Origin of the sequence: Streptomyces sp. 1-11 (genome assembly GCF_007176755.1) — a bacterium.
GTDB lineage: Bacteria > Actinomycetota > Actinomycetes > Streptomycetales > Streptomycetaceae > Streptomyces.
This window is the reverse complement of sequence record NZ_BJTV01000001.1, coordinates 626,637-649,063: the sequence shown is the minus strand read 5'-3', so window position 1 is coordinate 649,063 and position 22,427 is coordinate 626,637. Positions and strand designations below refer to the sequence as shown.

The 22,427-nt window shown below is 73.2% G+C and carries 14 protein-coding genes; 11 read left to right on the top strand and 3 right to left on the bottom strand.

What is annotated here, in order from left to right; genetic code table 11:
• The first annotated feature begins 215 nt into the window (after positions 1 to 215).
• The 3 genes from TNCT1_RS02925 to TNCT1_RS02915 all read left to right on the top strand — a co-directional run bounded on the left by TNCT1_RS02925 (position 216) and on the right by TNCT1_RS02915 (position 7,244).
• Positions 216 to 2,228: a serine/threonine-protein kinase gene (locus TNCT1_RS02925; RefSeq protein WP_143627799.1), complete on the top strand. Its 2,013-nt coding sequence runs from the start codon at positions 216 to 218 to the stop codon at positions 2,226 to 2,228.
• Between the two features lie 164 nt (positions 2,229 to 2,392).
• On the top strand, positions 2,393 to 5,410 hold the full coding sequence (locus TNCT1_RS02920; RefSeq protein WP_143627797.1) for a protein kinase: 3,018 nt from the start codon (positions 2,393 to 2,395) through the stop codon (positions 5,408 to 5,410).
• Positions 5,411 to 5,573: 163 nt separating this feature from the next.
• Positions 5,574 to 7,244, top strand: coding sequence for a serine/threonine-protein kinase (locus tag TNCT1_RS02915; protein ID WP_143627795.1), 1,671 nt, complete (start codon positions 5,574 to 5,576; stop codon positions 7,242 to 7,244).
• Positions 7,245 to 7,398: 154 nt separating this feature from the next.
• Here the strand turns inward: TNCT1_RS02915 and TNCT1_RS02910 are convergent, their stop codons facing one another.
• A complete protein-coding gene (locus tag TNCT1_RS02910; RefSeq protein WP_143627793.1) occupies positions 7,399 to 7,824 on the bottom strand; it encodes a hypothetical protein in 426 nt (141 codons plus the stop codon).
• Between the two features lie 353 nt (positions 7,825 to 8,177).
• On the opposite strand from TNCT1_RS02910, the gene TNCT1_RS02905 reads away from it, so the two are divergent.
• From TNCT1_RS02905 to TNCT1_RS02885, 5 genes are all read left to right on the top strand, one after another.
• Positions 8,178 to 9,848: a serine/threonine-protein kinase gene (locus TNCT1_RS02905; RefSeq protein WP_143627791.1), complete on the top strand. Its 1,671-nt coding sequence runs from the start codon at positions 8,178 to 8,180 to the stop codon at positions 9,846 to 9,848.
• Between the two features lie 78 nt (positions 9,849 to 9,926).
• Complete coding sequence (locus tag TNCT1_RS02900) at positions 9,927 to 11,615, top strand: serine/threonine-protein kinase (protein ID WP_143627789.1); 1,689 nt, start codon at positions 9,927 to 9,929, stop codon at positions 11,613 to 11,615.
• A gap of 74 nt (positions 11,616 to 11,689) precedes the next feature.
• The gene (locus tag TNCT1_RS02895) at positions 11,690 to 12,532 is read left to right on the top strand and encodes a serine/threonine-protein kinase (protein WP_143627787.1); all 843 of its coding nucleotides are present in this window, start codon (positions 11,690 to 11,692) and stop codon (positions 12,530 to 12,532) included.
• Positions 12,533 to 12,837: 305 nt separating this feature from the next.
• The gene (locus TNCT1_RS02890; RefSeq protein ID WP_143627785.1) at positions 12,838 to 14,451 is read left to right on the top strand and encodes a succinic semialdehyde dehydrogenase; all 1,614 of its coding nucleotides are present in this window, start codon (positions 12,838 to 12,840) and stop codon (positions 14,449 to 14,451) included.
• A gap of 53 nt (positions 14,452 to 14,504) precedes the next feature.
• On the top strand, positions 14,505 to 16,310 hold the full coding sequence (locus tag TNCT1_RS02885; protein WP_143627783.1) for a GMC family oxidoreductase N-terminal domain-containing protein: 1,806 nt from the start codon (positions 14,505 to 14,507) through the stop codon (positions 16,308 to 16,310).
• Positions 16,311 to 17,047: 737 nt separating this feature from the next.
• Here TNCT1_RS02885 and TNCT1_RS02880 read toward each other — a convergent pair.
• Positions 17,048 to 17,305, bottom strand: coding sequence for a chorismate mutase (locus TNCT1_RS02880; protein ID WP_143627781.1), 258 nt, complete (start codon positions 17,303 to 17,305; stop codon positions 17,048 to 17,050).
• Between the two features lie 288 nt (positions 17,306 to 17,593).
• On the opposite strand from TNCT1_RS02880, the gene guaA reads away from it, so the two are divergent.
• Positions 17,594 to 19,174, top strand: a complete 1,581-nt coding sequence (gene guaA / locus TNCT1_RS02875; RefSeq protein ID WP_143627779.1) for a glutamine-hydrolyzing GMP synthase — start codon at positions 17,594 to 17,596, stop codon at positions 19,172 to 19,174.
• A 71-nt stretch (positions 19,175 to 19,245) separates the two neighbouring features.
• Here the strand turns inward: guaA and TNCT1_RS02870 are convergent, their stop codons facing one another.
• Positions 19,246 to 19,713, bottom strand: coding sequence for a pyridoxamine 5'-phosphate oxidase family protein (locus tag TNCT1_RS02870; protein ID WP_143627777.1), 468 nt, complete (start codon positions 19,711 to 19,713; stop codon positions 19,246 to 19,248).
• 141 nt (positions 19,714 to 19,854) lie between these two features.
• Between TNCT1_RS02870 and TNCT1_RS02865 the strand changes: the two genes are divergently transcribed.
• Positions 19,855 to 20,649: a class II aldolase/adducin family protein gene (locus TNCT1_RS02865; RefSeq protein WP_143627775.1), complete on the top strand. Its 795-nt coding sequence runs from the start codon at positions 19,855 to 19,857 to the stop codon at positions 20,647 to 20,649.
• A 315-nt stretch (positions 20,650 to 20,964) separates the two neighbouring features.
• Positions 20,965 to 22,245, top strand: coding sequence for a hypothetical protein (locus TNCT1_RS02860; protein ID WP_143627773.1), 1,281 nt, complete (start codon positions 20,965 to 20,967; stop codon positions 22,243 to 22,245).
• The last annotated feature ends 182 nt before the right edge of the window (positions 22,246 to 22,427 follow it).

Sequence of the window (22,427 nt, the reverse complement as noted above, 5' to 3'; positions counted from 1 at the left end):
GCATGAAACGCGTTCGGCAGGTGTACTCGGGCAGGGACCCGGCCGGGCCCGGAGGGGGTGTGAGGCGCATGGTCTGACGCTGACTCAAGGTGCCGGTGCGGCGGGTGTTCCGGTGTGCGCGGCCCCCGGCGTGGCAGCGGGCACCCTGGGCGTCGGCCACTTGTCGGGTGAGAGACAATGGAGGCTCTGTCAGGGCGGGTTGCATGAGGGGACGCATGTCGGAGGCGGAGCGGTCGGGGACATCCCGTCAGGAGACTCGTCAGGACAAGAACGAGCGGCGTCTCCTCGCCGGGCGGTACCGGCTGGGAGACGTGCTGGGCCGCGGCGGCATGGGGACGGTGTGGCGCGCGGAGGACGAGACCCTCGGCCGCACGGTCGCCGTCAAGGAGCTGCGGTTCCCGTCGAACATCGACGAGGAGGAGAAGCGGCGCCTGATCACGCGCACCCTGCGCGAGGCCAAGGCGATCGCCCGGATCCGCAACAACAGCGCGGTGACGGTCTTCGACGTGGTCGACGAGGACGACCGGCCCTGGATCGTCATGGAGCTGGTCGAGGGCAAGTCGCTGGCCGAGGTCATCCGTGAGGACGGCCTGCTGGATCCCAGACGCGCCGCCGAGGTCGGCCTCGCCGTCCTGGACGTGCTGCGCTCCGCGCACCGCGAGGGCATCCTGCACCGGGACGTGAAGCCGTCCAACGTGCTCATCGCCGAGGACGGCCGGGTCGTGCTCACCGACTTCGGCATCGCGCAGGTGGAGGGCGACCCGTCCATCACCTCCACCGGAATGCTGGTCGGCGCCCCCTCCTACATCTCCCCGGAGCGGGCCCGCGGGCACAAGCCGGGACCCGCGGCCGACCTGTGGTCCCTGGGCGGCCTGCTGTACGCCTCGGTCGAGGGCCTGCCGCCGTACGACAGGGGCTCGGCGATCGCCACGCTGACCGCGGTGATGACCGAACCGCTCGAGGAGCCCAAGAACGCGGGCCCGCTCCGTGACGTCATCTACGGACTGCTCAACAAGGACCCGGCGCAGCGGCTCGACGACGCCGGCGCCCGGGCCATGCTCAACGCGGTGATCCACGCGCCCGAGCCGGAGTCGATGGACGCCACCCGTGTCGTTCCGCTGCCGGCGCAGCCCGGCGGGCCGGAGGGCAAGCGGGGCGAGGAGGCCGGGGAGAAGCTGCGCGGGGCGCTGCGCTCGGTCCGCAAGGCGGCCGGGGCGGCCACCGCTGCGGCGGCCGCCCGGACGAAGACCGACGGCGACACGGCGGCTCAAGGCGCCGGCGGCACGGGCGACGCCGGCGCCGTGGAGCGCGGCCAGGCCTCCGCTGCCACGGCCGGCGCCGGTTCGCGGGGAAGGCAGGCCGGTGCCGCGCAGGGCTCCGCGGCCGTGCCGAACTCCGGGGCCGACAAGCCGCGTTCCGGGTGGCCCGTGGTGCCGCCCCCGGACCTGCCGCCGCGGCCGGTGCCCAGGGCGCCGCTCACCGACGTGGTGCCCAGGCGGACCCTGGTGATCATCGTCGCCGTGGTCGCGCTGGCGGTGCTCGGCACCGTGCTGGCCCTCGTCCTCGGCGGCGGCAGCGGGAGCGACGACCGCGGCAGCGGTGCCGCGCCGAGCGCCCCCAGCTCCGTCAAGGAGGACAAGGGCGCGAGCGGCAAGGCCGGCGCCGACGGCGGCACGCGGACCGACGGGACCACCCCGACCCCACCCTCGACAGGGCCCTCGTCCGACGCGGCGAGCGCGAGCGCCTCCGGCGACGACGGCTCCGGCTCGTCCGGCTCCAGGAGCGACGGCGGCGCGCCCGTCGAGTCGACCCACAAGAGCGGCCAGGGCTACTCGATCGGGCTGCCCAAGGGCTGGAAGTACCAGTCGACCGGAGCCGCCGGCGACCGCTACGCCGGCCCCGACGGGCAGAAGCTGCTCGTCGCCTGGACCAGCACGCCCAAGGACGACCCGGTGGCGGACTGGAAGAACCAGGAGCGCTCCATGGTGCGTTCCCAGTACCAGAGGATCCGGATAGAGAAGGTCGGCTACCGGGGCTGGAACACCGCCGACTGGGAGTTCACCTACTCCGACGGCGGCACCCGGTACCGCACGATCGACCGGGGATTCGTGGTGAACGACCACCTCGGCCACGCGCTGATGTACACCGCCAAGGCCGCGAACTGGGACGGCGACCTGCGCGAGCGCACCTGGCGGACGCTGACGAAGTCCTTCGAGCCCAAGTCGTGACATGACCGAGCCCGGTTCGGTTCCGTGAGAATCCGGCATCCCCTCAATGCGGGTTGCCTCCGGCACGTATCGTGAATGGTTGCGGACCGTACGGAGCCGGATGTGGATGCGGAACGGACCGTCGGGGAACGGATCTGAACGACCAGGCGGCCGGGGGAGGCAACGTGGACGACTATGCGGGCCGGGTGCTCGCCGACCGGTACCGCCTGCCGCTGCCGCCGTCCGACGAGTACGAGCTGACCGAGACCCGGGCGTTCGACACCTACAGCGGCCAGGAGGTGCTGGTCCGTCAGGTGCCGCTGCCCGAGGTCGTCGAGGCCGAGGTGCTGGACTCGGAGGGGCTGCCCGAGGGCTTCACCGCCCGGGAGCGCGGCGCCCGCCGTTCCCCCGCCGCCCGTACCGCAACCCGCCGCCCCTCGGACCCCGCGGTGCGCCGTGCCGTCGAGGCCGCGCAGGCGGCGGCACGCATCCCCGACCATCCGCGTCTCGACCAGGTCTTCGACGTGTTCGCCGAGGGCGGCTCGCTGTGGATCGTCAGCGAATCGGTGGCCGCCCGGCCGCTGTCCGCGCTGCTGGCCGAGGAGCCGCTGACGCCGTACCGGGCGGCCGAGGTCGCCTCCGACGTCCTCATGGCGCTGCGCGTGCTGCACGCCCACGGCTGGACGCACCGCAACGTCACCGCCCGCACGGTCCTCGTCTGCGACGACGGCCGGGTGATGCTGACCGGACTCGCGGTCGGCGCGGCGGAGGAGGCGCTGTGCGGCTACGACCCGGTGCCGGCCCCGGACGGTCCGGCCGGTGACGTCGGCGCCCCGGACGCCCGGCCCCCCGCGGGACAGCTCCCCGGCGCTCCTGGCGCTCCAGGCGCCGACGGCGGTCCGGGTGCTCCCGGCGGGCACGAGGGCCCGGGTGCTGCCGGGGCCCCCGGCATCCCGGCGAGTCAGGGCTTCGGCGGTGCGCTCCGGCCCGCGGCCGCGGTCCCGGACCCCGACGCCGATCCCGAGGCCGCCCGGCGGGCCGCGATCCAGGCGCGGGCGGCCGGCGGGCTGCCGGCGCCCGGCACGGCTTCCGCCGCCGGCGTCCCGGTGCCGCCGTCCGGGCGGCGGGCCCTGGAGAGCGGGGACGACGTCCGTGCCGCCCGGGCCGGCGCCATAGCCGCCTACCGTGCGGGAACCCGGGCCGCGGCCCGGGTGCAGGGAGCCCAGCAGAACGGACGCGCCGCCCTGCCCGGAGCCCGTCCGCCCGCCGAGGGCGACGCCGGGGCCGCCGGCGCCCCACAGCCGCCGTACTCCTCCGGCCGGCCCGCCGTGCCGCCCGGCCGGACGGCCGACCCCCACGGCGTGACCGGCGCCGGCTGGCACGGCGCCGCACCCCGCACCGGCCCGGCCGGCGACCCCGCCCGACCGGAACTGCCGCCGGGCGACGACACGGCCTCCGGCCCCGGCCACCCGCCCACGCCCGGCTACGGTGCCGCGAACCCCGGTCAGTCACCCGCATCCGGCTACGGCCCTCACGGCCACGGCCGCAGTGCCGTGGTTCCGGGACAGGCGCCGGCTCCTGGTCAGTCGCCCGCGTCCGGGTACGGCACCGCGGGCCCCGGTCAGTCACCTGTCTCCGGGTACGGCGCTCCCGGCCCCGGACAGTCGCCCGCGTCCGGCTATGGCAGTGCGGGCCACGGTCAGTCACCGGCATCCGGCTATGGCGCCGCGGGCCCCGGTCAGCCGCCCGCCTCCGGGTACGGCGCTCCCGGCCCCGGTCAGTCGCCCGCGTCCGGGCCGGGAGGCGCCCGTGCCGGGTACGGTGCCGCCGTTCCGGGGCAGTCGCCCGCCCCCGCCCTCGGTGCCGCCCCGGCGGTGCCCGTGGGCGCGTCCGGCTCGGCCTCGCGTTGGGACGATCCCGATCCCGGTGCCGGTGCCGGTGCCGGTGCCGTGCGGCGTGGCCCCGGCACCGCGCTCGCCGCCGAGCGGGCCCGGCAGGTGCGGATGACCGTGGTGGGGCCGGTCACCGAGCGCTGGGCGCCGGAGCAGGCGGGCCCCGTGCACGAGAACTGGCAGCTCGCCGCGCCGATCGGGCCCGCCACCGACCTCTGGGCGCTCGGCGCGCTGCTCTTCCGCGCCGTCCAGGGACACGCCCCCTACCCCGAGGAGTCCACGGCCGAGCTGGTGCAACTGGTGTGCGCGGAGCCGCCCGCCTTCGCCGAGGAGTGCGGCCCGCTGCGCCCCGTCGTGGAGTCGCTGCTGCGTCAGGACCCCACCGACCGGCCCGACTTCGAGGAGCTGAGCGGCTGGCTGCGCTCCTTGGTGCGCTCGGCGCCCGAGCCGGACGCCGGATCCCATGTGGTGCCCGTTCCGCCGGCCGACCCCAAGCGGCTGCCGATCGTCCGGCGGCGCGGCGAGCTGGTGCGGCGACGGCGCGCGAGAGTGCCCGCCACGCATCCGCACGCGCGGCACAAGCGGGGCCGGGAACCGGACCGTTCGCCCCGCAGCCTGGGCCGGCTGCTGCTCCTGCTGATCATGCTCCTGCTGGCCGGCGCGGTGGCGTACGCGATGCTGTTCATGCCCAAGCAGGGCGGGAGCGGCGCCGCGGGCGGCGGTGACCGCACCGGCAGCGCAGGCGAGGCGAGCACCGCGCCCTCGCCGACCGAGCGGCCGTCCTCCGGACCGTCCGGCCCGGGGCCCTCGGCGTCCGCGCCCGCCGCCGAGACCCAGACCGGCGGAGACCCGTCCGTCGCCGACGGATTCACCCTGCGCAAGGACCCGGACGGCTTCCGCATCGCCGTCGCCAAGGGCTGGGACCGCACGCCGAAGAACGGCAGCGGTCAAGTCGTCTACTCCCACGGGAACTTCGAGCTGCTCGTCGTACCCGGAAGGGACGGCACGGGAACCTACGGCAGCGACCCGATGGTCTACCAGCGGGACAAGGAGCGCGAACTCCAGCCGTACCGGGACTCGAGTTGGGCCACGGCCACCGGCCTGCGGACGATCGAGGTGGGCGGACGGACCATGGCCGAGGGTCAGTTCACCTGGACGGACGGACAGGGCCGCGACCGGTACGTGCGCAACATGGCGATCCTGCTGAACGGCCGCTACCACATCGTCCAGGTCCGCGGCCCGGAAGCCGAGCGCGACGAGGTGACACGGCTGTACGAGCAAGCCACCGCGACGTACCGCTACACCGGCTGAACACCCCGTAGACCCGCCGCGCGCAACGGGGTTGGGACCCGTCGGCGCGCCGGAAGCGGCAACCGTCACAGGACTGTCACCTTGGTACCCCTCGTGTTCCCAGGGGGAGGGCCGGTCCTTAGTCTGACCCTGTCAATAGCATTGCGGGGCAACGTTGAATCAGATGCAGGGCCTGCTCATAGCGGGCCGCTACCGGCTCGCCGACTCCATCGGCAGCGGCGGCATGGGCCGGGTGTGGCGCGCCCACGACGAGGTGCTCCACCGGCAGGTCGCCGTCAAGGAGTTGACCGCGGCGCTCTACGTCTCCGAGAGCGACCGGGCGGTCCTGCTGGCCCGCACCAGGGCCGAGGCGCGGGCCGCCGCACGCATCAACCACTCCGCCGTCGTCACCGTCCACGACGTGCTGGAGCACGACGGCCGTCCGTGGATCGTCATGGAGCTGGTCGAGGGCCACTCGCTGGCCGACGCGGTCAAGGAGCGCGGCCGCATCGAGCCCCCCGAGGCCGCGCGGATCGGCCTGTGGGTGCTGCGGGCCCTGCGCGCCGCGCACTCGGCCGGCGTACTGCACCGGGACGTCAAGCCCGGCAACGTCCTCCTCGGCCGGGACGGCCGGGTCCTGCTCACCGACTTCGGCATCGCCCAGATAGAGGGCGACTCCACCATCACCCGCACCGGTGAGGTCGTCGGCTCGGTCGACTACCTCGCCCCCGAGCGGGTGCGCGGCCACGACCCCGGCCCGTCCTCGGACCTGTGGGCGCTCGGGGCCACGCTGTACACGGCGGTCGAGGGACGCTCGCCGTTCCGCCGCACCTCGCCGCTCAGCACCATGCAGGCGGTGGTCGAGGAGGACGCGGAGGAGCCCCGCAACGCCGGTCCGCTCGGCCCCGTCATCGCCGCCCTGCTGCACAAGGAACCGGCCCTGCGGCCGGGCGCGGCCGAAGCGGAGCGCATGCTCGCCGAGGCCGCGCAGGGCCGCCGGCCGCACACCACACAGGCGTTCGCACCGGCGCAGCACGGCCGCTTCCAGCCGGAGGCGCAGACGGGCTTCACACCCAGCGCCGCGCAAAAGGCGACACCTTATCCCCCGGTGACTAGGGCCACTAGGGTCGATGGTTCGTACGATCCGGGTTACGGGCAACACGCGCCCGTCCCCCAGGGGCAGCCGGTCCAGCCGTCCCGGCGCCGCCGGTTGCGCACACTCGCCATGGTGGTCGCCTTCGCCGCGATCGTCGGCGGAGGCACGGCCGTGGTGCTGCAAAAGTGGGGTCCGGGAAAGTCGGAGGCGAACGGCGGCACCTCCGTCACCACAGCGCCGAGCCACACCCCGACGGGGAAGATGAAGGGAACGGTTCCCGCAGGCTGGAAGCAGTACGACGATCCCGTAGGCTTCAGCCTCCGCCTGCCCGCGGGCTGGAAGCGGTCGGTTTCCATCAAGCGCAAGGACGGCTTGCAGCAAATCGACTATTCACCGGACGGAGGTGAGCACCTGGTGCATATCGCCGTCGATACCTTGCCGGACTACGACGACCCGTACGCTCACCAAGCCGAGCTGGGGCAGCAGTTGAGCCAGCAGTTGGTGGACTACGAACAGTTGAGCATGCAGCGCACGATTTACCGTGACGGGCAAGCATCCCGACTGGAGTACAAGTGGACGGCGCAGGACAATGATTTGCGTCCCCCCGGGGCGTACCAAGCCGTCGATCTCATGTACATCGCCCGGAGCGGGGTCGAGTACGCGATCTACATGTCCTCTCCTGCGCAGGACTGGGCTACCACGCGCAAGCAGTTCGAGAGAGTGTTGCAGAGCTGGCGAGAGGGCGCGGTGAAGCAGTGAGGGTATCCAGCGAACGGCTCTCCGGATGAAGCGGTCCGCGAGTTCAGGACTCTCCATCGCCTGAAACCGATCGTTTCTGACGTGCCTCGGCGGAGCTCCATACAAGAGCTCCGCCGAACGGGTCTTATGGGTGGCTCAGACCGCCGTGCGAGGATCAGGCCCAGTCAGAGCAATAGAGGTTGCCGACTATTTTGTCCCCTTCCCAAACCGCCACGTGCACACCTGCATAGCGGAGGGAGTTGTCGCTAGTCGAGGCGTGAGTGGTGAAGGAAAGAGTTGACCCGTTTCCGCCGTACTCGTGGCGCCAGGGCCAGTGGACCAGGTTTTCGATGCCGCCGCCACCCGAGGAGGAGATGAACTGAATCGCTACATGGTGACCATCGGCAGCTGTGTCCTTGACCCAGCCGCTGATGTCTACGTAATTGTCTGACCAGTTGGTGAACGTCATGCTCCCCGTGGCGCCGTTCGTGGAGCACGAGGCGCCACCGCTCGCCGCGCTGGCATTGGTCACTGTTGCCGCAGCGAATATCGCCACCGTCGCGACACTTGTAACGGAAAGGCGCTTCAAGGTGTTTCCCATGAGGAGACCATAATCCTTCCAAGGTTCACTCAAAAGTTTCATTCCGGCCGTCCGTTCGACCTCTGATGTCCCGGATGTTTCGGCGGTTTGGCATGCTTTGAATCCGATTAGAAGCGGATCATGGCTGAAAGTGAGCGTCCTTGTTCCGGTGAACCGTCGCGCGTCACCGGGCCGTCGGCATACCGGGTCGACTGCTACGGGTCTTCGGGGCCGAGGCGTCAGACTGGAACTGGAACCTGGACCAGGCGGAGCGGGGCACGAGACCACCTCTTGCCGTCGGCTGCCTCGGGGGCGGCACACTTGGCCGACCGCCGCCCCGGAGGGGGTGCGTCCGGTGCGGCATGATGGGCCTCATGGGATCCGACGGGGACGACTTCCGCGTGATCGCGGGCCGTTACCGCCTCCAGGAGCGGATCGGGCGCGGCGGCATGGGCGTCGTGTGGCGGGCGAGCGACCAGGTGCTGGGCCGGCTGGTGGCGGTCAAGGAACTGGCCGCCGACGACTCCCTCCCGGACGACGACGCCCGGCGCCGCCGCGACCGCACCTTCCGAGAGGCGCGTGCGGTCGCGCAGTTGAGGCACCCGCACATCATCGTCGTGCACGACGTCATAGAGCAGGACGAGCGCCCGTACCTCGTCATGGAGCTGATCGACGGCGGCTCCCTCGCGGACCGCATCGCCAGGCAGGGCCCGGTCGACGCCGCCGAGGCCGCCCGGATCGGCGCCGACCTGCTGAGCGCGCTGCGCGTCGCGCACGCGGCCGGCGTCCTGCACCGCGACATCAAGCCCGCGAACGTGCTGCTGGAGTCCGGCACCGGCCGGGTGGTGCTCACCGACTTCGGCATCGCGCAGGTCGCGGGCGCCACCACGCTCACCGAGACCGGTTCCTTCGTCGGCTCGCCCGAGTACACCGCCCCGGAGCGGATGTCGGGCACCCGCACCGGACCGGAGTCCGACCTGTGGTCGCTGGGCGCGCTGCTGTGCACGGTGCTCAGCGGCGAGTCGCCGTTCCGGCGGGACTCGCTCGGCGGCATCCTGCACGCCGTGGTCGCCGCCGAGATCCGGCCACCCGCCCAGGCCGAGCCACTGCTGCCCGTCGTACGGGGCCTGCTGGAACGCGACCCGGACCGGCGGCTGGACGCGGCGGACGCGGAGCGGATGCTGCGGGCGTTCCTGGAGACGGGCCGCACCCCGGCCGCCCCGGAACCGCCGGCGTCGGCCCGCACACCGAGGCTCGTCGCCCTCGCGGCCCGGGCGGCCGCGGCCGCCCACCCGCCGGCCGAGCCCGATCCGCCGCGGACGCCGGCCGATCCGCCCGCCGCCGAACAGCCCCCGCCCGCACGCCAGTCCTCGCGCGGGGTGCTGATCGCCGCCCTGCTCGTGGCCGCGGTGGCCGGGGCGGGCGTCTCGGCGGCGGCGCTGCTGCTGCACCAGGGCGAGGGCGGCGGCACGCCCGGCGGAACGACGAGCAGCCCCGCCGCGCCGACGAGCCGCTCCGCGTCCCCGCCGGACGGCAGCGCCTCGCCGTCCTCCGCGGTCACCGCGAGCAGCGCGCCCGCGGCCTCCCGGCCCCGCACCGCCCCCTCCGGTTACCGCACCGCCCGCGACCAGGACGGCTTCTCGCTCGCCGTGCCGCGGGACTTCACCCGCGAACGGCAGGGCGAACGCGTCTTCTACCTCTCACCGGGACAGACCTTCCGCCTCGGCGTCAAGATCTCCCCGCCCGACGCCGGCGGCCCGGCCGCGGTGATGAGCCGGGCAGCGGCGGGGGGCGCCAGCACCAATCCCGGCTACCACGACGGCAGGGTCGTCGGCACCACGCACGCCGGACACCCGGCCGCGCTCTGGGAGTTCACCTGGGACGGGTTCAGCGCGGCCGAGGGCCCGCGGCACACCTACGACCTGTGCTGGGAGGAGGGCGGCCGGCTGTACGACGTGTGGGTGTCGGCGCCGGTCGGACGGGTGCGGGAGGCGCGGGAGTACTTCGACGTGGCTGTGGACACCTTCTCGGCCACGGCACGTTGATCCCCGCCCGGTCACGGCTTCGTGACCGGTTCGTGCCCGCTGTGGTGGCGGACGCCGGTGGCGCGATATGGATGGTCCATGAGCAGTGACGGGGGAGCCGGCCGCACGGCCGACGACACGACGAGTTTCGTTCTGCGGCCGCCTGATCCGCCGCCCGGCGCACAGTACGGGGCCGCGGCGCCCCGGCAGCCGGCGCAGCAGGCGGCCCACCAGGCACCGCCCCCCGCCGCTCCCGTACCGTCCCAGGCCGCTCAGGAAGCGGTCCCCTCCCCTCAGGACCCGGGCGCCGGGCGGCTGATCGCCGGCCGGTACCGGCTGCTCGCCAAGCTCGGCCACGGCGGCATGGGTACGGTCTGGCGGGCCAAGGACGAGACGGTGGACCGCGAGGTCGCGGTGAAGGAACCCCGTGTGCCGGACCACCTTCCCGAGCGCGAACGCGCCAACGCCTTCGAGCGGATGCGCCGCGAGGCCCGCGCGGCGGCGAGGCTCGACCACCCCGCCGTCGTCAACGTGTACGACGTCGCGGTGGTGGACGGCCGGCCGTGGATCGTGATGGAGCTGGTGCACGGCCGCACCCTGGGCGGCGCGCTCCAGGAGGGCACGCTGGACGTGCGCGAGGCGGCGCGGATCGGTCTTGAGGTGCTCGGCGCGCTGGAGGCCGCGCACGCGGCCGGCGTGCTGCACCGGGACGTCAAGCCGGACAACGTGCTGCTGGGCCGGTACGGCCGGGTCGTGCTCACGGACTTCGGCATCGCCCGGATCGAGGGCGAGACGAACCTGACGGACACCGGCGGTTTCGTCGGTTCGCCCGAGTACATCGCGCCGGAACGGGTGCTGGGACAGCGTCCCGGGCCGTCGAGCGACCTGTGGTCCCTCGGCGTCGTCCTCTACACCGCCACCGAGGGCGTGTCCCCGTTCCGCCGCAGCAACACACCGGCCACCCTGCAGTCCGTCCTCAACGCCACCCCGGCCGCGCCCGCCGCCGCGCGCGGTCCGCTGGCGGAGGCCGTCAACGGCCTGCTCCAGAAGGATCCTTCCCGCCGCCCGACGGCCGCCCAGGTCCGGGTGCTGCTGGAGACGGCCGCCGAGCCCCCGGCGCCGGAGCCCACCCAGCGCGTGGCGCCCGCCGTCCCCGCCGGCCGTGCCCCTCGCCTGGGCCGCAAGGCCTGGCTGGGCGTGGGCGCCGCCCTGGCCGCGGCGGCGGTGGCCGGGTACCTCGTCCTCGCCGACCCCTTCGCGGGGCCGCTGCCGGACGGCTGGGCGAAGCACACGGACGCCGGACTGGGGGCCACCCTCGCCGTCCCCGAGACCTACGAGCCCGGCCACCCGGACAAGGACGACTCCGACCAGAGCTGGGTGTCGTACACGGACCCGAGCGGTGGCGTCTCGGTCGTGCTGGACCTGACGCGGAAGTCGGAGGACTCGCTCAACACGATCAAGAGCAACGCGGTGGCCCAGATGCACGCCGACGACGAGAAGTTCAAGAACGACGGCGACTACAGCCTCGACATGCCCAAGGGCGCGAGGACGCACCCGGACGACGGCGCCACGTACCAGGGCCGGCGGGCCGCCACGAACACCGTCGAGTTCACCACCGACGACTCCCAGCACCCGCGCCCGCGTGAACTGCGCATCTTCTACTACCGCACCGGCTCCGGCGACCTGTACCGCCTCACCGTCGGCTACCCGGGCAGGGGCGACTTCACCGCCCGGGGCCGGGAGGTCGCCAGGACCGCGATCGCGAACCTGGAGATCAAGAAGCCCTGAGGGAACGGGAGTCGGGGCGGGCCGGCGCCCGGCCTCCTTCGACAAGGGCGTGGTGCGCACGGTACTCATGTGACATGAGTGGAGACGGCGAACACCCGCCCGACGCACGCCTGATCGGTGGACGCTACCGGCTCCTGGCGCGCCTGGGCGCCGGGCCGGCCGGAACGGTCTGGCGGGCCAGGGACGAGCAGGAGCGGCGGGACGTCGCCGTCAAGGAGCCCGTGCTGCCCGGGCGTCCGGCCGACGACGAGGAGAGCCGGCGCATCGCGCACCGGATCCACCGGGAGGCGCGGACCGCGGCCCGGGTACGGCACCCCTCCGCCGTCGCCCTGTATGACGTCGTCCTGGAAGACGAACTGCCCTGGATCGTCATGGAGCTGGTGGAGGGCGATTCGCTCCGCGAGGCCGTACGGCGCGGGCCGCTGCCGCCCGCCGAGGCCGCCCGTGTCGGGCTCGCCGTGCTGGGGGCGCTCAGGGCCGCGCACGCCGTGGGGATCGTGCACCGGGACCTCAAGCCCGCCAACGTCCTGATCGAGTCCGGCACCGGGCGGGTCGTCGTCACCGACTTCGGGATCGGGGACGGGCCCGCCGCCGACGTCCCGGCCGGATTCGCCGCCCCGGAGCGCGCCTCCGGCCGCGGCGCCGGTCCGGCCTCCGACCTGTGGTCCCTCGGTGCGCTGCTCGCCACCGCCGTGCGGGGCGGCGACGCCGGCCCGCTGCGACCGCTCCTGGACCGCCTGCACGCCCCGGACCCGGACGCGAGGCCGGCCGCGGAGGAGGTCGCGGCGGCCCTGGAGGAGGTCGCGGCGGCGCCTGAGGGGGTGGCGGCGGTGCCTGAGGCCCGCGCGGTCACGCCCGCCGCCCGCCCGACCGACCCCGAGCCGCAGCGGACCCTGACGGCAGGACCGCACCCCTGACCCGGGCGGCGTGGGCGCCCTGCCGCTACTGCCGCCTACTGCCGCCTCCGACCCGACCCGACCCGACCCGAGCCGCGCCCGGCGCCCGCACCTCGCCCGCCACCCGGCGGGCCCACCTCGTCCGTCACCCGGCGGGCCCACCCCGCCCGTCACCCGCGGAAAAACCCGGCCCACCATGATCGTCACCTGACAACGCGCTGATCAGCGCATTTGCTGCCAGTGATCACTGGCGTCGTGTGAGCACTCGGTGAATCCCCGTTACCGACGGGTACCCAAAGCCTCCGTCGCGGCATACCCTGCGCGTCATGACGGACTCGCAGGCCCCGGACCTCACCGGCACCAATCCGCTCGCGCCCGCCCCCGAGGGCGTCCGCACCGCCGCCGACGTGGTCACCCCCACGCTGGTGGCCCAGCTCACCAAGGGTGTCGTCGGCTCCGGCCGCACCGCCAACCACACCCCGTTCACCGGCGAGAAGCTGGCCGACCTGCCCGAGTCCACACCCGAGGACGTGCTCAAGGCCTTCGATGCCGCCCGCGCCGCCCAGGCCGTGTGGGAGAGGACCCCGGTGAGCCGGCGCGCCGCCGTGCTGCTCCGCTTCCACGACCTGGTGCTCGAGCGCCAGGCCGAGGTGCTCGACCTGATCCAGCTCGAGACCGGCAAGGCCCGGCTGCACGCGCACGAGGAGGTGCAGGCCGTCGCCGTCGCGGCCCGCCACTACGGCCGCAAGGCCCCCGGCTACCTGCGGCCCAAGCGGCACGCCGGGGCCATGCCGACCCTGACGAAGGTCACCGAACTGCGCCACCCGCGCGGAGTCGTCGGCCAGATCGCCCCGTGGAACTACCCGCTGGAACTGTCCGTGGGCGACGCGCTGCCCGCCTTCGCGGCCGGCAACGCGGTCGTCATGAAGCCGGACACCGAGACCTGCCTCACCGCGCTCTGGGCCCGTGACCTGCTCATCGAGGCCGGACTGCCCGAGGGTGTCTTCCAGGTCGTGCTCGGCGAAGGCCCGGTCGTCGGCCCCGAGTTGGTCAAGCACGCCGACTACGTCTCCTTCACCGGCTCCACCCGCACCGGACGCGAGGTCGCCCAGGGCGCCGCCGCCCGTCTGGTCGGGGTATCCCTCGAACTCGGCGGCAAGAACGCCATGCTGGTCCTGGAGGACGCCGACATCGAGAAGGCCGCCGCGGGCGCAGTACGGGCCTGTTTCTCCTCGGCCGGCCAGCTCTGCATCTCCATCGAGCGGCTGTTCGTGCACGAGTCCGTCGCCGACGCCTTCCTGGAGCGCTTCGCCGCCCGCACCCGGGCCATGCGGCTCGGCAACTCCCTCGCCTACGGCGCCGACATGGGCTCGCTGGTCGGCGAGCGGCAGTTCAAGACCGTCGAACGGCATGTGCAGGAGGCCGTCGCCAAGGGCGCCCGGGTGGTCACGGGCGGGGTGGCCCGTCCGGACATCGGCCCGTACTTCTTCGAGCCGACCATCCTGGACGGCGTCGAGGACTCCATGGCCGTCTGCGAGGAGGAGACCTTCGGGCCCGTCGTCTCGCTGTACCGCTTCAAGACCGAGGACGAGGCGGTGGAACGCGCCAACTCCACCCCGTACGGCCTCAACGCGTCCGTGTGGACCAAGTCGGCCAAGCGCGGCCTGGACGTCGCCTCCCGGCTGCGCACCGGCACGGTCAACGTCAACGAGGGCTACGCGCCCGCCTACGGCAGCGTCCAGTCGCCGATGGGCGGCATGAAGGACTCCGGCCTCGGCCGCCGCCACGGCTCCGAGGGCATCCTCAAGTACACCGAGGCCCAGACGGTGGCCCGGCAGCGGCTGCTGCCGATGGCGCCGTCGCTGGGGATGGACGACGCGCAGTACGCCCGGTTCATGAGCCGCAGCCTCCGCCTGATGAAGGCCTTCCGCTTCCGTTAGCCACGCCCCCACGACCCCACCGCCAGCAAGCCCGTTCTCGACGAGGAGAGCACGTGTCGCAGGAGAAGTCTGTCCAGACCCGGGACGAGGACGGGTACGACTACGACGTCATCGTGATCGGTTCGGGGTTCGGCGGCTCGGTCTCCGCGCTGCGCCTCACCGAGAAGGGCTACCGGGTGGGCGTGCTGGAGGCCGGCCGCCGCTTCACCCGCGAGACCCTGCCCAGGAACTCCTGGGACCTGAAGAACTACCTCTGGGCGCCCCGGCTCGGCATGTACGGCATCCAGCGCATCCACCTGCTGGGCAACGTGATGGTGCTGGCCGGCGCGGGCGTGGGCGGCGGCTCGCTCAACTACGCCAACACCCTCTACGTACCGCCGAAGGCCTTCTTCGAGGACCCGCAGTGGCGGGACATCACCGACTGGCAGCAGGAGCTGAAGCCGTACTACGACCAGGCGCAGCGCATGCTCGGCGTGCGGCTCAACCCGACCATGACCCCCTCCGACGTGCACCTGAAGGCGGCGGCGCAGCGGATGGGCGTCGGGGACACCTTTCACCTGGCGCCGGTCGGCGTGTTCTTCGGCGACGGCAAGGACGCCGACGGCACGGCGCAGGGCAGGCCCGGCGAGCGGGTGGACGACCCGTACTTCGGCGGCGCCGGGCCGTCCCGCAACGCCTGCACCGAGTGCGGCGAGTGCATGACCGGCTGCCGGCACGGCGCGAAGAACACCCTCAACGAGAACTACCTGTACCTCGCCGAGAAGGCCGGTGCGGTGGTCCACCCGATGACCACGGTGGTGTCCGTCACGGACGACTCGCGCGGCGGGTACGCGATCGCGACACTGCCGACGGACGAGAAGAAGAAGGGCGCAGGACGGCTGTTCACCGCGCGGAAGGTCGTCGTCGCGGCCGGTACGTACGGCACCCAGACGCTGCTGCACCGGATGAAGGCCGGCGGTCAGCTTCCGCGCCTCTCCGCCCGGCTGGGTGAGCTGACCCGTACCAACTCCGAGGCGCTGGTCGGCGCGCAGACCGACAACCGCCGCTACCGCAGGGCGACCGGGGAGCGGAGGGCCGACTTCACTCGCGGGGTCGCCATCACGTCCTCGATCCACCCCGACGACAGCACCCACATCGAACCCGTCCGCTACGGCAAGGGCTCCAACTCGATGGGCGGTCTGTCCATCCTCCAGGTCCCCTACGCCGAGGGATCCTCGCGTGTCCTGGCCTGGCTGGCCAACGCCGCCCGCCATCCCATGCTCGTCGCCCGCTCGCTGTCCAACCGGCGCTGGTCGGAGCGGACCATCATCGGGCTGGTGATGCAGTCGCTGGACAACTCGCTGACGACCTATCTGAAGCCCGGCGGGGTCGGCAAGGGCCTGCTCACCGCCCGGCAGGGGCACGGCGCTCCCAACCCCAAGCAGATCAAGGCCGCGTCCGAGGCCGCCACCGTGCTCGCCGAGGAGATCAACGGCTTCCCGGGCAGCAACGTCGGCGAGCTGATGGGCACCCCGCTGACCGCGCACTTCCTCGGCGGCTGCCCCATCGGCGGCTCCCCGGAGACCGGGGTGATCGACCCGTACCACCGGCTCTACGGCCACCCCGGCATCTCGGTGGTGGACGGCGCCGCCGTCTCGGCCAACCTGGGCGTCAACCCGTCCCTGACGATCACCGCGCAGGCCGAGCGGGCCATGTCGTACTGGCCGAACAAGGGCGAGGAGGACCCGCGCCCCGCGCAGGGGGCGGCCTACGAGCGCCTGAAGCCCGTGGAGCCGCGCGAGCCGGCGGTCCCGGCGGACGCGTTCGGCGCGCTCCGGCTGCCGTTCCTGGGCATCCCCGCGGTGCCGCCGAAGAAGTAGCCGGACCGGGAAGACGCCGAGGGACCTGCATCCCCCTCCGAACGCAGGTCCCTCGCCTCTTACCGTCTTCTTGATCCGGCAGCAAGTTTGATCCGCGAGGGCGGTGAAGGGTTGCTTCCGGATGCCCCGGAAATTCTGTGGCGTGAGTCACATGCGGGTGGAGTGGGGTCAGTGTGCGGGGGTGGCCCGGGCGCGGGTTAGATGGAAACGGGCCGGGGCCTGATGGACGCGGGGCCGGGCCTGACGGCAGCGGGCCGGGGTCTGACGGACGCTGGGCCAGGGCTTGACGGCACGGGCTGCACGGGGCTGACGGGCGCGCGGCTGGAGCCTGACGGGCACCGGCCCGGGGGTGGGCGCGGCGAAGGGCCCCGCCGGCTGGAGCCGCGGGGCCCTCTTCCCGTCGCCACCGGCTTCGAGGCGCGCCGGTGCCCGGGAGCGGCGCCGGGGGTCGCGCCGCCTGCTCTGTGGGACTCGGGCTCTGGTCCGGGGTTCCGCCGGCCGGCCCCGGGCGTCCCCGGAGCCGGCCGTTCCCTTGGGTGACCGGGCTGCTGTCCCCTGCCGTCCGGTCACTTCTCCGGAGCGAGGTCCCACGGCGCACGGCACGACCCGTACGCCTCATCGCTCCGGTGAGCCACGCGTGGTTCTCTCGGGCCCGCCCCTGGCTGGCACGGACACCGGTCTCAACGAGCCGCCGCGCCGGCCGGTCACGCGCCGTACGGGTGAGACCAGGACCGAACTCAGATGCGACCCCGGCACAGCTCCAGCATGGTCATCGCCAGCGCGGTGCCCGGCTTGCCGAGCGCCTCGCGGTAGCGGCCGAGGATCTCCATCTCGCGGGAGAGGTTCACCCGCCGGCCGCCGGAGGAGATGCGGGTCTCCTGGACGACGGTGGACACGGCCATCCGCTCCTGGATGAGCCCGATGATCCGGTCGTCCAGCGCGTCGATGCGGGCCCGGGCGTCGGCGATGGTCTGTTCCGCGGTGAGAGTGGTCATGGCGGGGGCTCCTCGTGAAGGTGGCTGGTGGAGGCCCCGGAACGGCAGAACCCGGAGAAACGACAGGCGCCCCGGGCCTTGTCGGCCCGGGGCGCCTGGTAAGTCGCTTGGCGGTTCGCTCAAGCAGCACGACCATGGCAGCCGGCGGGCCGGGTGCCATAGGTAAAGACGAAGGTCGAGTGCGCGAGCATGCGTCCAGTATGCCACGGCTGCGTCCGGGGAAGGCGAGTCCGCCCGCACCGTTAGACTCGATAGCACAGACCCCGCCCGACCACCAGAAGGCACCCCGTGTCATCAGCGACTCCCTCTGCCGCCTCCCCCGACACCGTCCTGGTCGTCGATTTCGGCGCGCAGTACGCCCAGCTCATCGCCCGTCGCGTCCGCGAGGCGCGGGTCTACAGCGAGATCGTGCCGAGCACCATGCCGGTCGAGGAGATGCTCGCCAAGAACCCCGCGGCGATCATCCTCTCCGGCGGCCCCTCGTCCGTGTACGAGGAGGGCGCCCCCCGGCTCGACCGCGCGCTCTTCGAGGCCGGCGTCCCCGTCTTCGGCATGTGCTACGGCTTCCAGCTCATGGCGCAGCTCCTGGGCGGCACCGTCGACAACACCGGCGCCCGTGAGTACGGCCGCACCGACCTGCACGTCTCCAAGTCGGGCTCCACCCTCTTCGAGGGCACCCCCGACGAGCAGCACGTGTGGATGTCGCACGGCGACGCCTGCTCCGCCGCCCCCGAGGGCTTCACCGTCACCGCGTCCACGGACGTCGTGCCGGTCGCCGCCTTCGAGAACGACGAGAAGAAGCTGTACGGCGTCCAGTACCACCCCGAGGTCATGCACTCCACGCACGGCCAGCTGGTGCTGGAGCACTTCCTGTACCGGGGCGCGGGCCTCACCCCGTCGTGGACCACCGGCAACGTGATCGAGGAGCAGGTCGCCGCGATCCGCGAGCAGGTCGGCGACAAGCGCGCCATCTGCGGTCTGTCCGGCGGTGTGGACTCCGCCGTCGCCGCCGCGCTCGTCGCGCGGGCCGTCGGCGACCAGCTCACCTGCGTCTACGTCGACCACGGCCTGATGCGCAAGGGCGAGACCGAGCAGGTCGAAAAGGACTTCGTGGCCGCGACCGGCGTCAAGCTGGTCGTCGTGGACGCCGAGGAGCGCTTCCTGACCGCGCTCAAGGGCGTCTCCGACCCGGAGGAGAAGCGCAAGATCATCGGCCGGGAGTTCATCCGCGTCTTCGAGCAGGCGCAGGCCGAGATCATCGCCGACGAGGGCCCGGCCGTGGAGTTCCTGGTCCAGGGCACCCTCTACCCGGACGTGGTCGAGTCCGGCGGCGGCACCGGCACCGCGAACATCAAGTCGCACCACAACGTCGGCGGCCTGCCCGAGGACCTCGAGTTCAAGCTGATCGAGCCGCTGCGCAAGCTGTTCAAGGACGAGGTCCGGATGGTCGGCCAGGAGCTGGGCCTGCCGGAGGAGATCGTGCAGCGCCAGCCCTTCCCGGGCCCCGGCCTCGGCATCCGCATCGTCGGCGAGGTCACCAAGGAGCGCCTCGACCTGCTCCGGGACGCCGACGCCATCGCCCGCGAGGAGCTGACCGCGGCCGGCCTCGACCGGGACATCTGGCAGTGCCCGGTGGTCCTGCTCGCCGACGTCCGCAGCGTGGGCGTCCAGGGCGACGGCCGCACCTACGGTCACCCGATCGTGCTGCGCCCGGTGTCCTCCGAGGACGCCATGACCGCCGACTGGTCGCGGCTGCCGTACGACGTCCTCGCCCGCATCTCGACCCGGATCACCAACGAGGTCCGGGACGTCAACCGCGTCGTCCTCGACGTGACCTCCAAGCCCCCGGGCACCATCGAGTGGGAGTGATCCCCGCCCCGTGAGCAGCGGGTCCCGGACGGCGGGGCCCACGGTTTCTCCTCCGATCCGGACGAGAGACCCTAGGTCCGCCTGAGCGTGCGCACCGGCGCGCCGGGCCGCCAGACCTGGACGACCAGATACGTGTCGTCCTCGACGAAGGTCCGCACGACCTCCGTCAACTCGGTGCGGAAGAGGTGGAACGGCTGCGGCGGTTCCACCTCTTCCACGTACGCGGCCTTGGTCCCGCCCTCCCCGACCTCGTACGCGCGCCCGGCGATCCGCACGTCCCCGCCCGCCATGCCGGTGCCCTCGCCCGGGTTCGCCTGCAGCGTGAAGCGCGGATCGCGCCGCAGGTCCAGGGCCTTCAGCGAGCCCGCCATCATGCCGAGCCACAGCTCGCCGCCCCGGAAGTCCGCCTCCAGGCCGGAGGTGCGCGGGGAGCCGTCCCGGCGCAGGGTGGCGAGCACGTGGTGCCGGAAGGCGCCGAAGCGCCGCTCGGTGACCGCGGCGAGATCGGGTGCGGCGGTGGTGAAGGCTGCCCAGTTCATGGCGGCCAGTCTCACCGGCAAAGCGGACACCTTCTGTCGTGTATCCGTCGCGCACGTCATCTTTACCAACCAGCGCTGCCCTTTTGCGCCGACCGGCGGTAACTTCCCGCCCGTACCGCAAACCCCCACGCTGGAGGACCCATGCACGGGCCCACGCCGCCCCCTCCGCTGCCCACCGACCAGCTCCGGTTCGCCATGCCGCCGATGCACGACTCGGTCGAGGACGAACGCCGGCACCGCAAGGAGCGGCTCGCGGGCGCCCTGCGGATCTTCGGGCGCGCCGGACTCGAGGACGGGGTCTCCGGGCACATCACCGCGCGCGACCCGGAGTACAGCGACTGCTTCTGGGTCAACCCGTTCGGGATGCCGTTCCAGCACGTCACCGTCGGCGACCTGGTGCTGGCCAACCGGGACGGGCAGGTCGTCGAGGGCCGCTACCACGTCAACCAGGCCGCGTTCACGGTCCACGCCCAGGTGCACGCCGCCCGTCCCGACGTCGTGGCCGTCGCGCACTGCCACTCCGTGCACGGCCGGGCCGTCGCCGCGCTCGGCGACCTCATCGACCCCATCACCCAGGAGAGCTGCGCCTTCTACGAGGACCTGGCGCTTTACGACGCCTACACCGGCGTCAACGTCGACGCCGAGGAGGGCCGCCGCATCGCCGGCGTGCTGGGGTCGCGCAAGGCGCTGGTGCTGCGCAACCACGGACTGCTGACCGTGGGGGACTCAGTGGACGCGGCGGCCTGGTGGTTCCTGTCGCTGGAACGGTCCTGCCAGGTGCAGCTCCTGGCCAAGGCGGCCGGCCGGCCGGTCCTCATCGACCACAAGCTCGCCGTGGCCACCCGCGAACAGCTCGGCGGCGACCTGGTGGCCTGGATCAACTACCAGCCCCTGTGGCAGGACATCAGCCGCAGGGAACCCGATCTGCTCGGCTAGCCACCGGCACCGGACCGGCCGCTGGACTCCGGCTGCCGCATTTCGTCCGCCCGATTCCGGCTGCAGGGATCCCGGCTGCCGGCTGTCGGCTCTCGGCCCCCGAATCCTCGTCGGATCCGTGTCGCGCGGGGTGCCGGGCGGCGCGTCAACACGGCGGTATGGAGTTCACCCGCCGTGGCCCGGACCGGCCGGCCCGGACCGCCGCCGGGGTGGGGCACAATTCGCTGTCGTCGCAGGGGAGTTGCGCGGCCGGAAACGCGCACTGCGCGCGGCTCCGGCCCGGACGGGAAGTCGTGGGGAAGGCGGGCGTCGGCCGTGGCGGTACAGGAGGCCAGACAAGGCACGGGTGCAGACGGCACCCATGAGGGCGGCTGCGCGTGCGGCGACTGCCCGCACGGGGCCCGGCAGGGGCACCGGCGGGCCGTCGCCGCGTTCCTGCGCGCCCGCGACGAGTTCGCGGCCGGCGAGGGCCTGCCGCAGGCCGTGGCCCACTCGGCCTCCGCCTCCCGCCAGTGGGTCTCCGAGGAGCTGACCCAGCGTGCCGAGGAGGTCGCCGGACGAGGCCGCGCCGAGGGTGAGGCCTGGCTCGCGCGGCTGTGGCTGCGCACCGTGTACGCGGTGGCGGGCGCCTTCCTCGCCCTGCTGCTCGCCGAGTCGCTGACCGCGATCGGCGCGGGCTGGAGCAGCGCCCGCACCGCCGCCCTGCTCGCCGCCCTCGCCGTCGGGGGCGTCCTGGCCGCCGCCTCCTGGCGGCACCGGGCGCGCGGCGGGGTGCTGGCACCGCTCATCGGCGAGGACAACCGCATGTCCACCTCCCGCGCGGTGGCCGCGAGCTGGCTCCTCCTCGTGATCTACGCCGTCCTGCTGCTCGCGGGCCGGCTGGCCGCCGCCTCCGGTCACGGCGAACGGGACGCGCTGCTGGCCGGCCTCGACCTCGCGCGCGGCGCGGGCCTGGCGACCGTCCTCGCCGTGCTGTGCGGCATCGCGGTACTGGTCCGCCGGGTGGTCGGCCTGCGCATCCTCGCCCAGCGGCTGCAGAAGGTGCCGGCCCACCGGCCGCGCGCGGCCGACCTGCTGACCGACGACTCCGGCCGGGGCGCCTTCGCCGACATCCAGTACGTCGCCGTCAACGCCGTCGCCCTGCTGTTCGCCGCCGTCCGGCTGGCCCGCCGCCCCGACCAGCTCCCCGACCTGCCCTGGGGACTCGCGGTGCTGGTGCTGGTCTCCGCCGCGACCTACCTGGCCGGCAAGTACGCGGAGGGCGGCCGCCCGGTGATCCTCTCCGTGGTGCGCGCCCGCGAGCCCGGCGACCTGGACGGCCCGATCCGCACCGGCGACGACATCGAGATCCGCGGCACCGGCTTCGTCCCGCCCGGCGCTCACGGCGCCGACCGCCTCTCCCGCACGGTCGTCCGCATCGGCGCCGTCGACGTCCACGTCCCCCTGGTCCCCGTCACCGGCGGCTTCCGCAACCCCACGGACACCGTCCTGACCGTCCCGGTGCCGGCCGAGGTGGAGCCCGGCGCGGTCGAGGTGCAGGTGATCACCGCGGGCGGCGCGGCGACCAACCGGTGCGTCGTCCAGATCGCGGAGTGAGGGGAGAACGGAGCGAGGGGGCGTGGGGTGAGAGGTGAGAGGGTGAGGAGGCCGGCCCGCGGGCTGCCGGCTTCCTCCGGTTCGGCTCTCCGAATACACCCGAAAGTCGGAAATTAGTACAAGCATCCCGGAGGGAGTTGAACCGTTCCCGCCTGCCGTACGTATCGTCGGTCGAGGGGTAC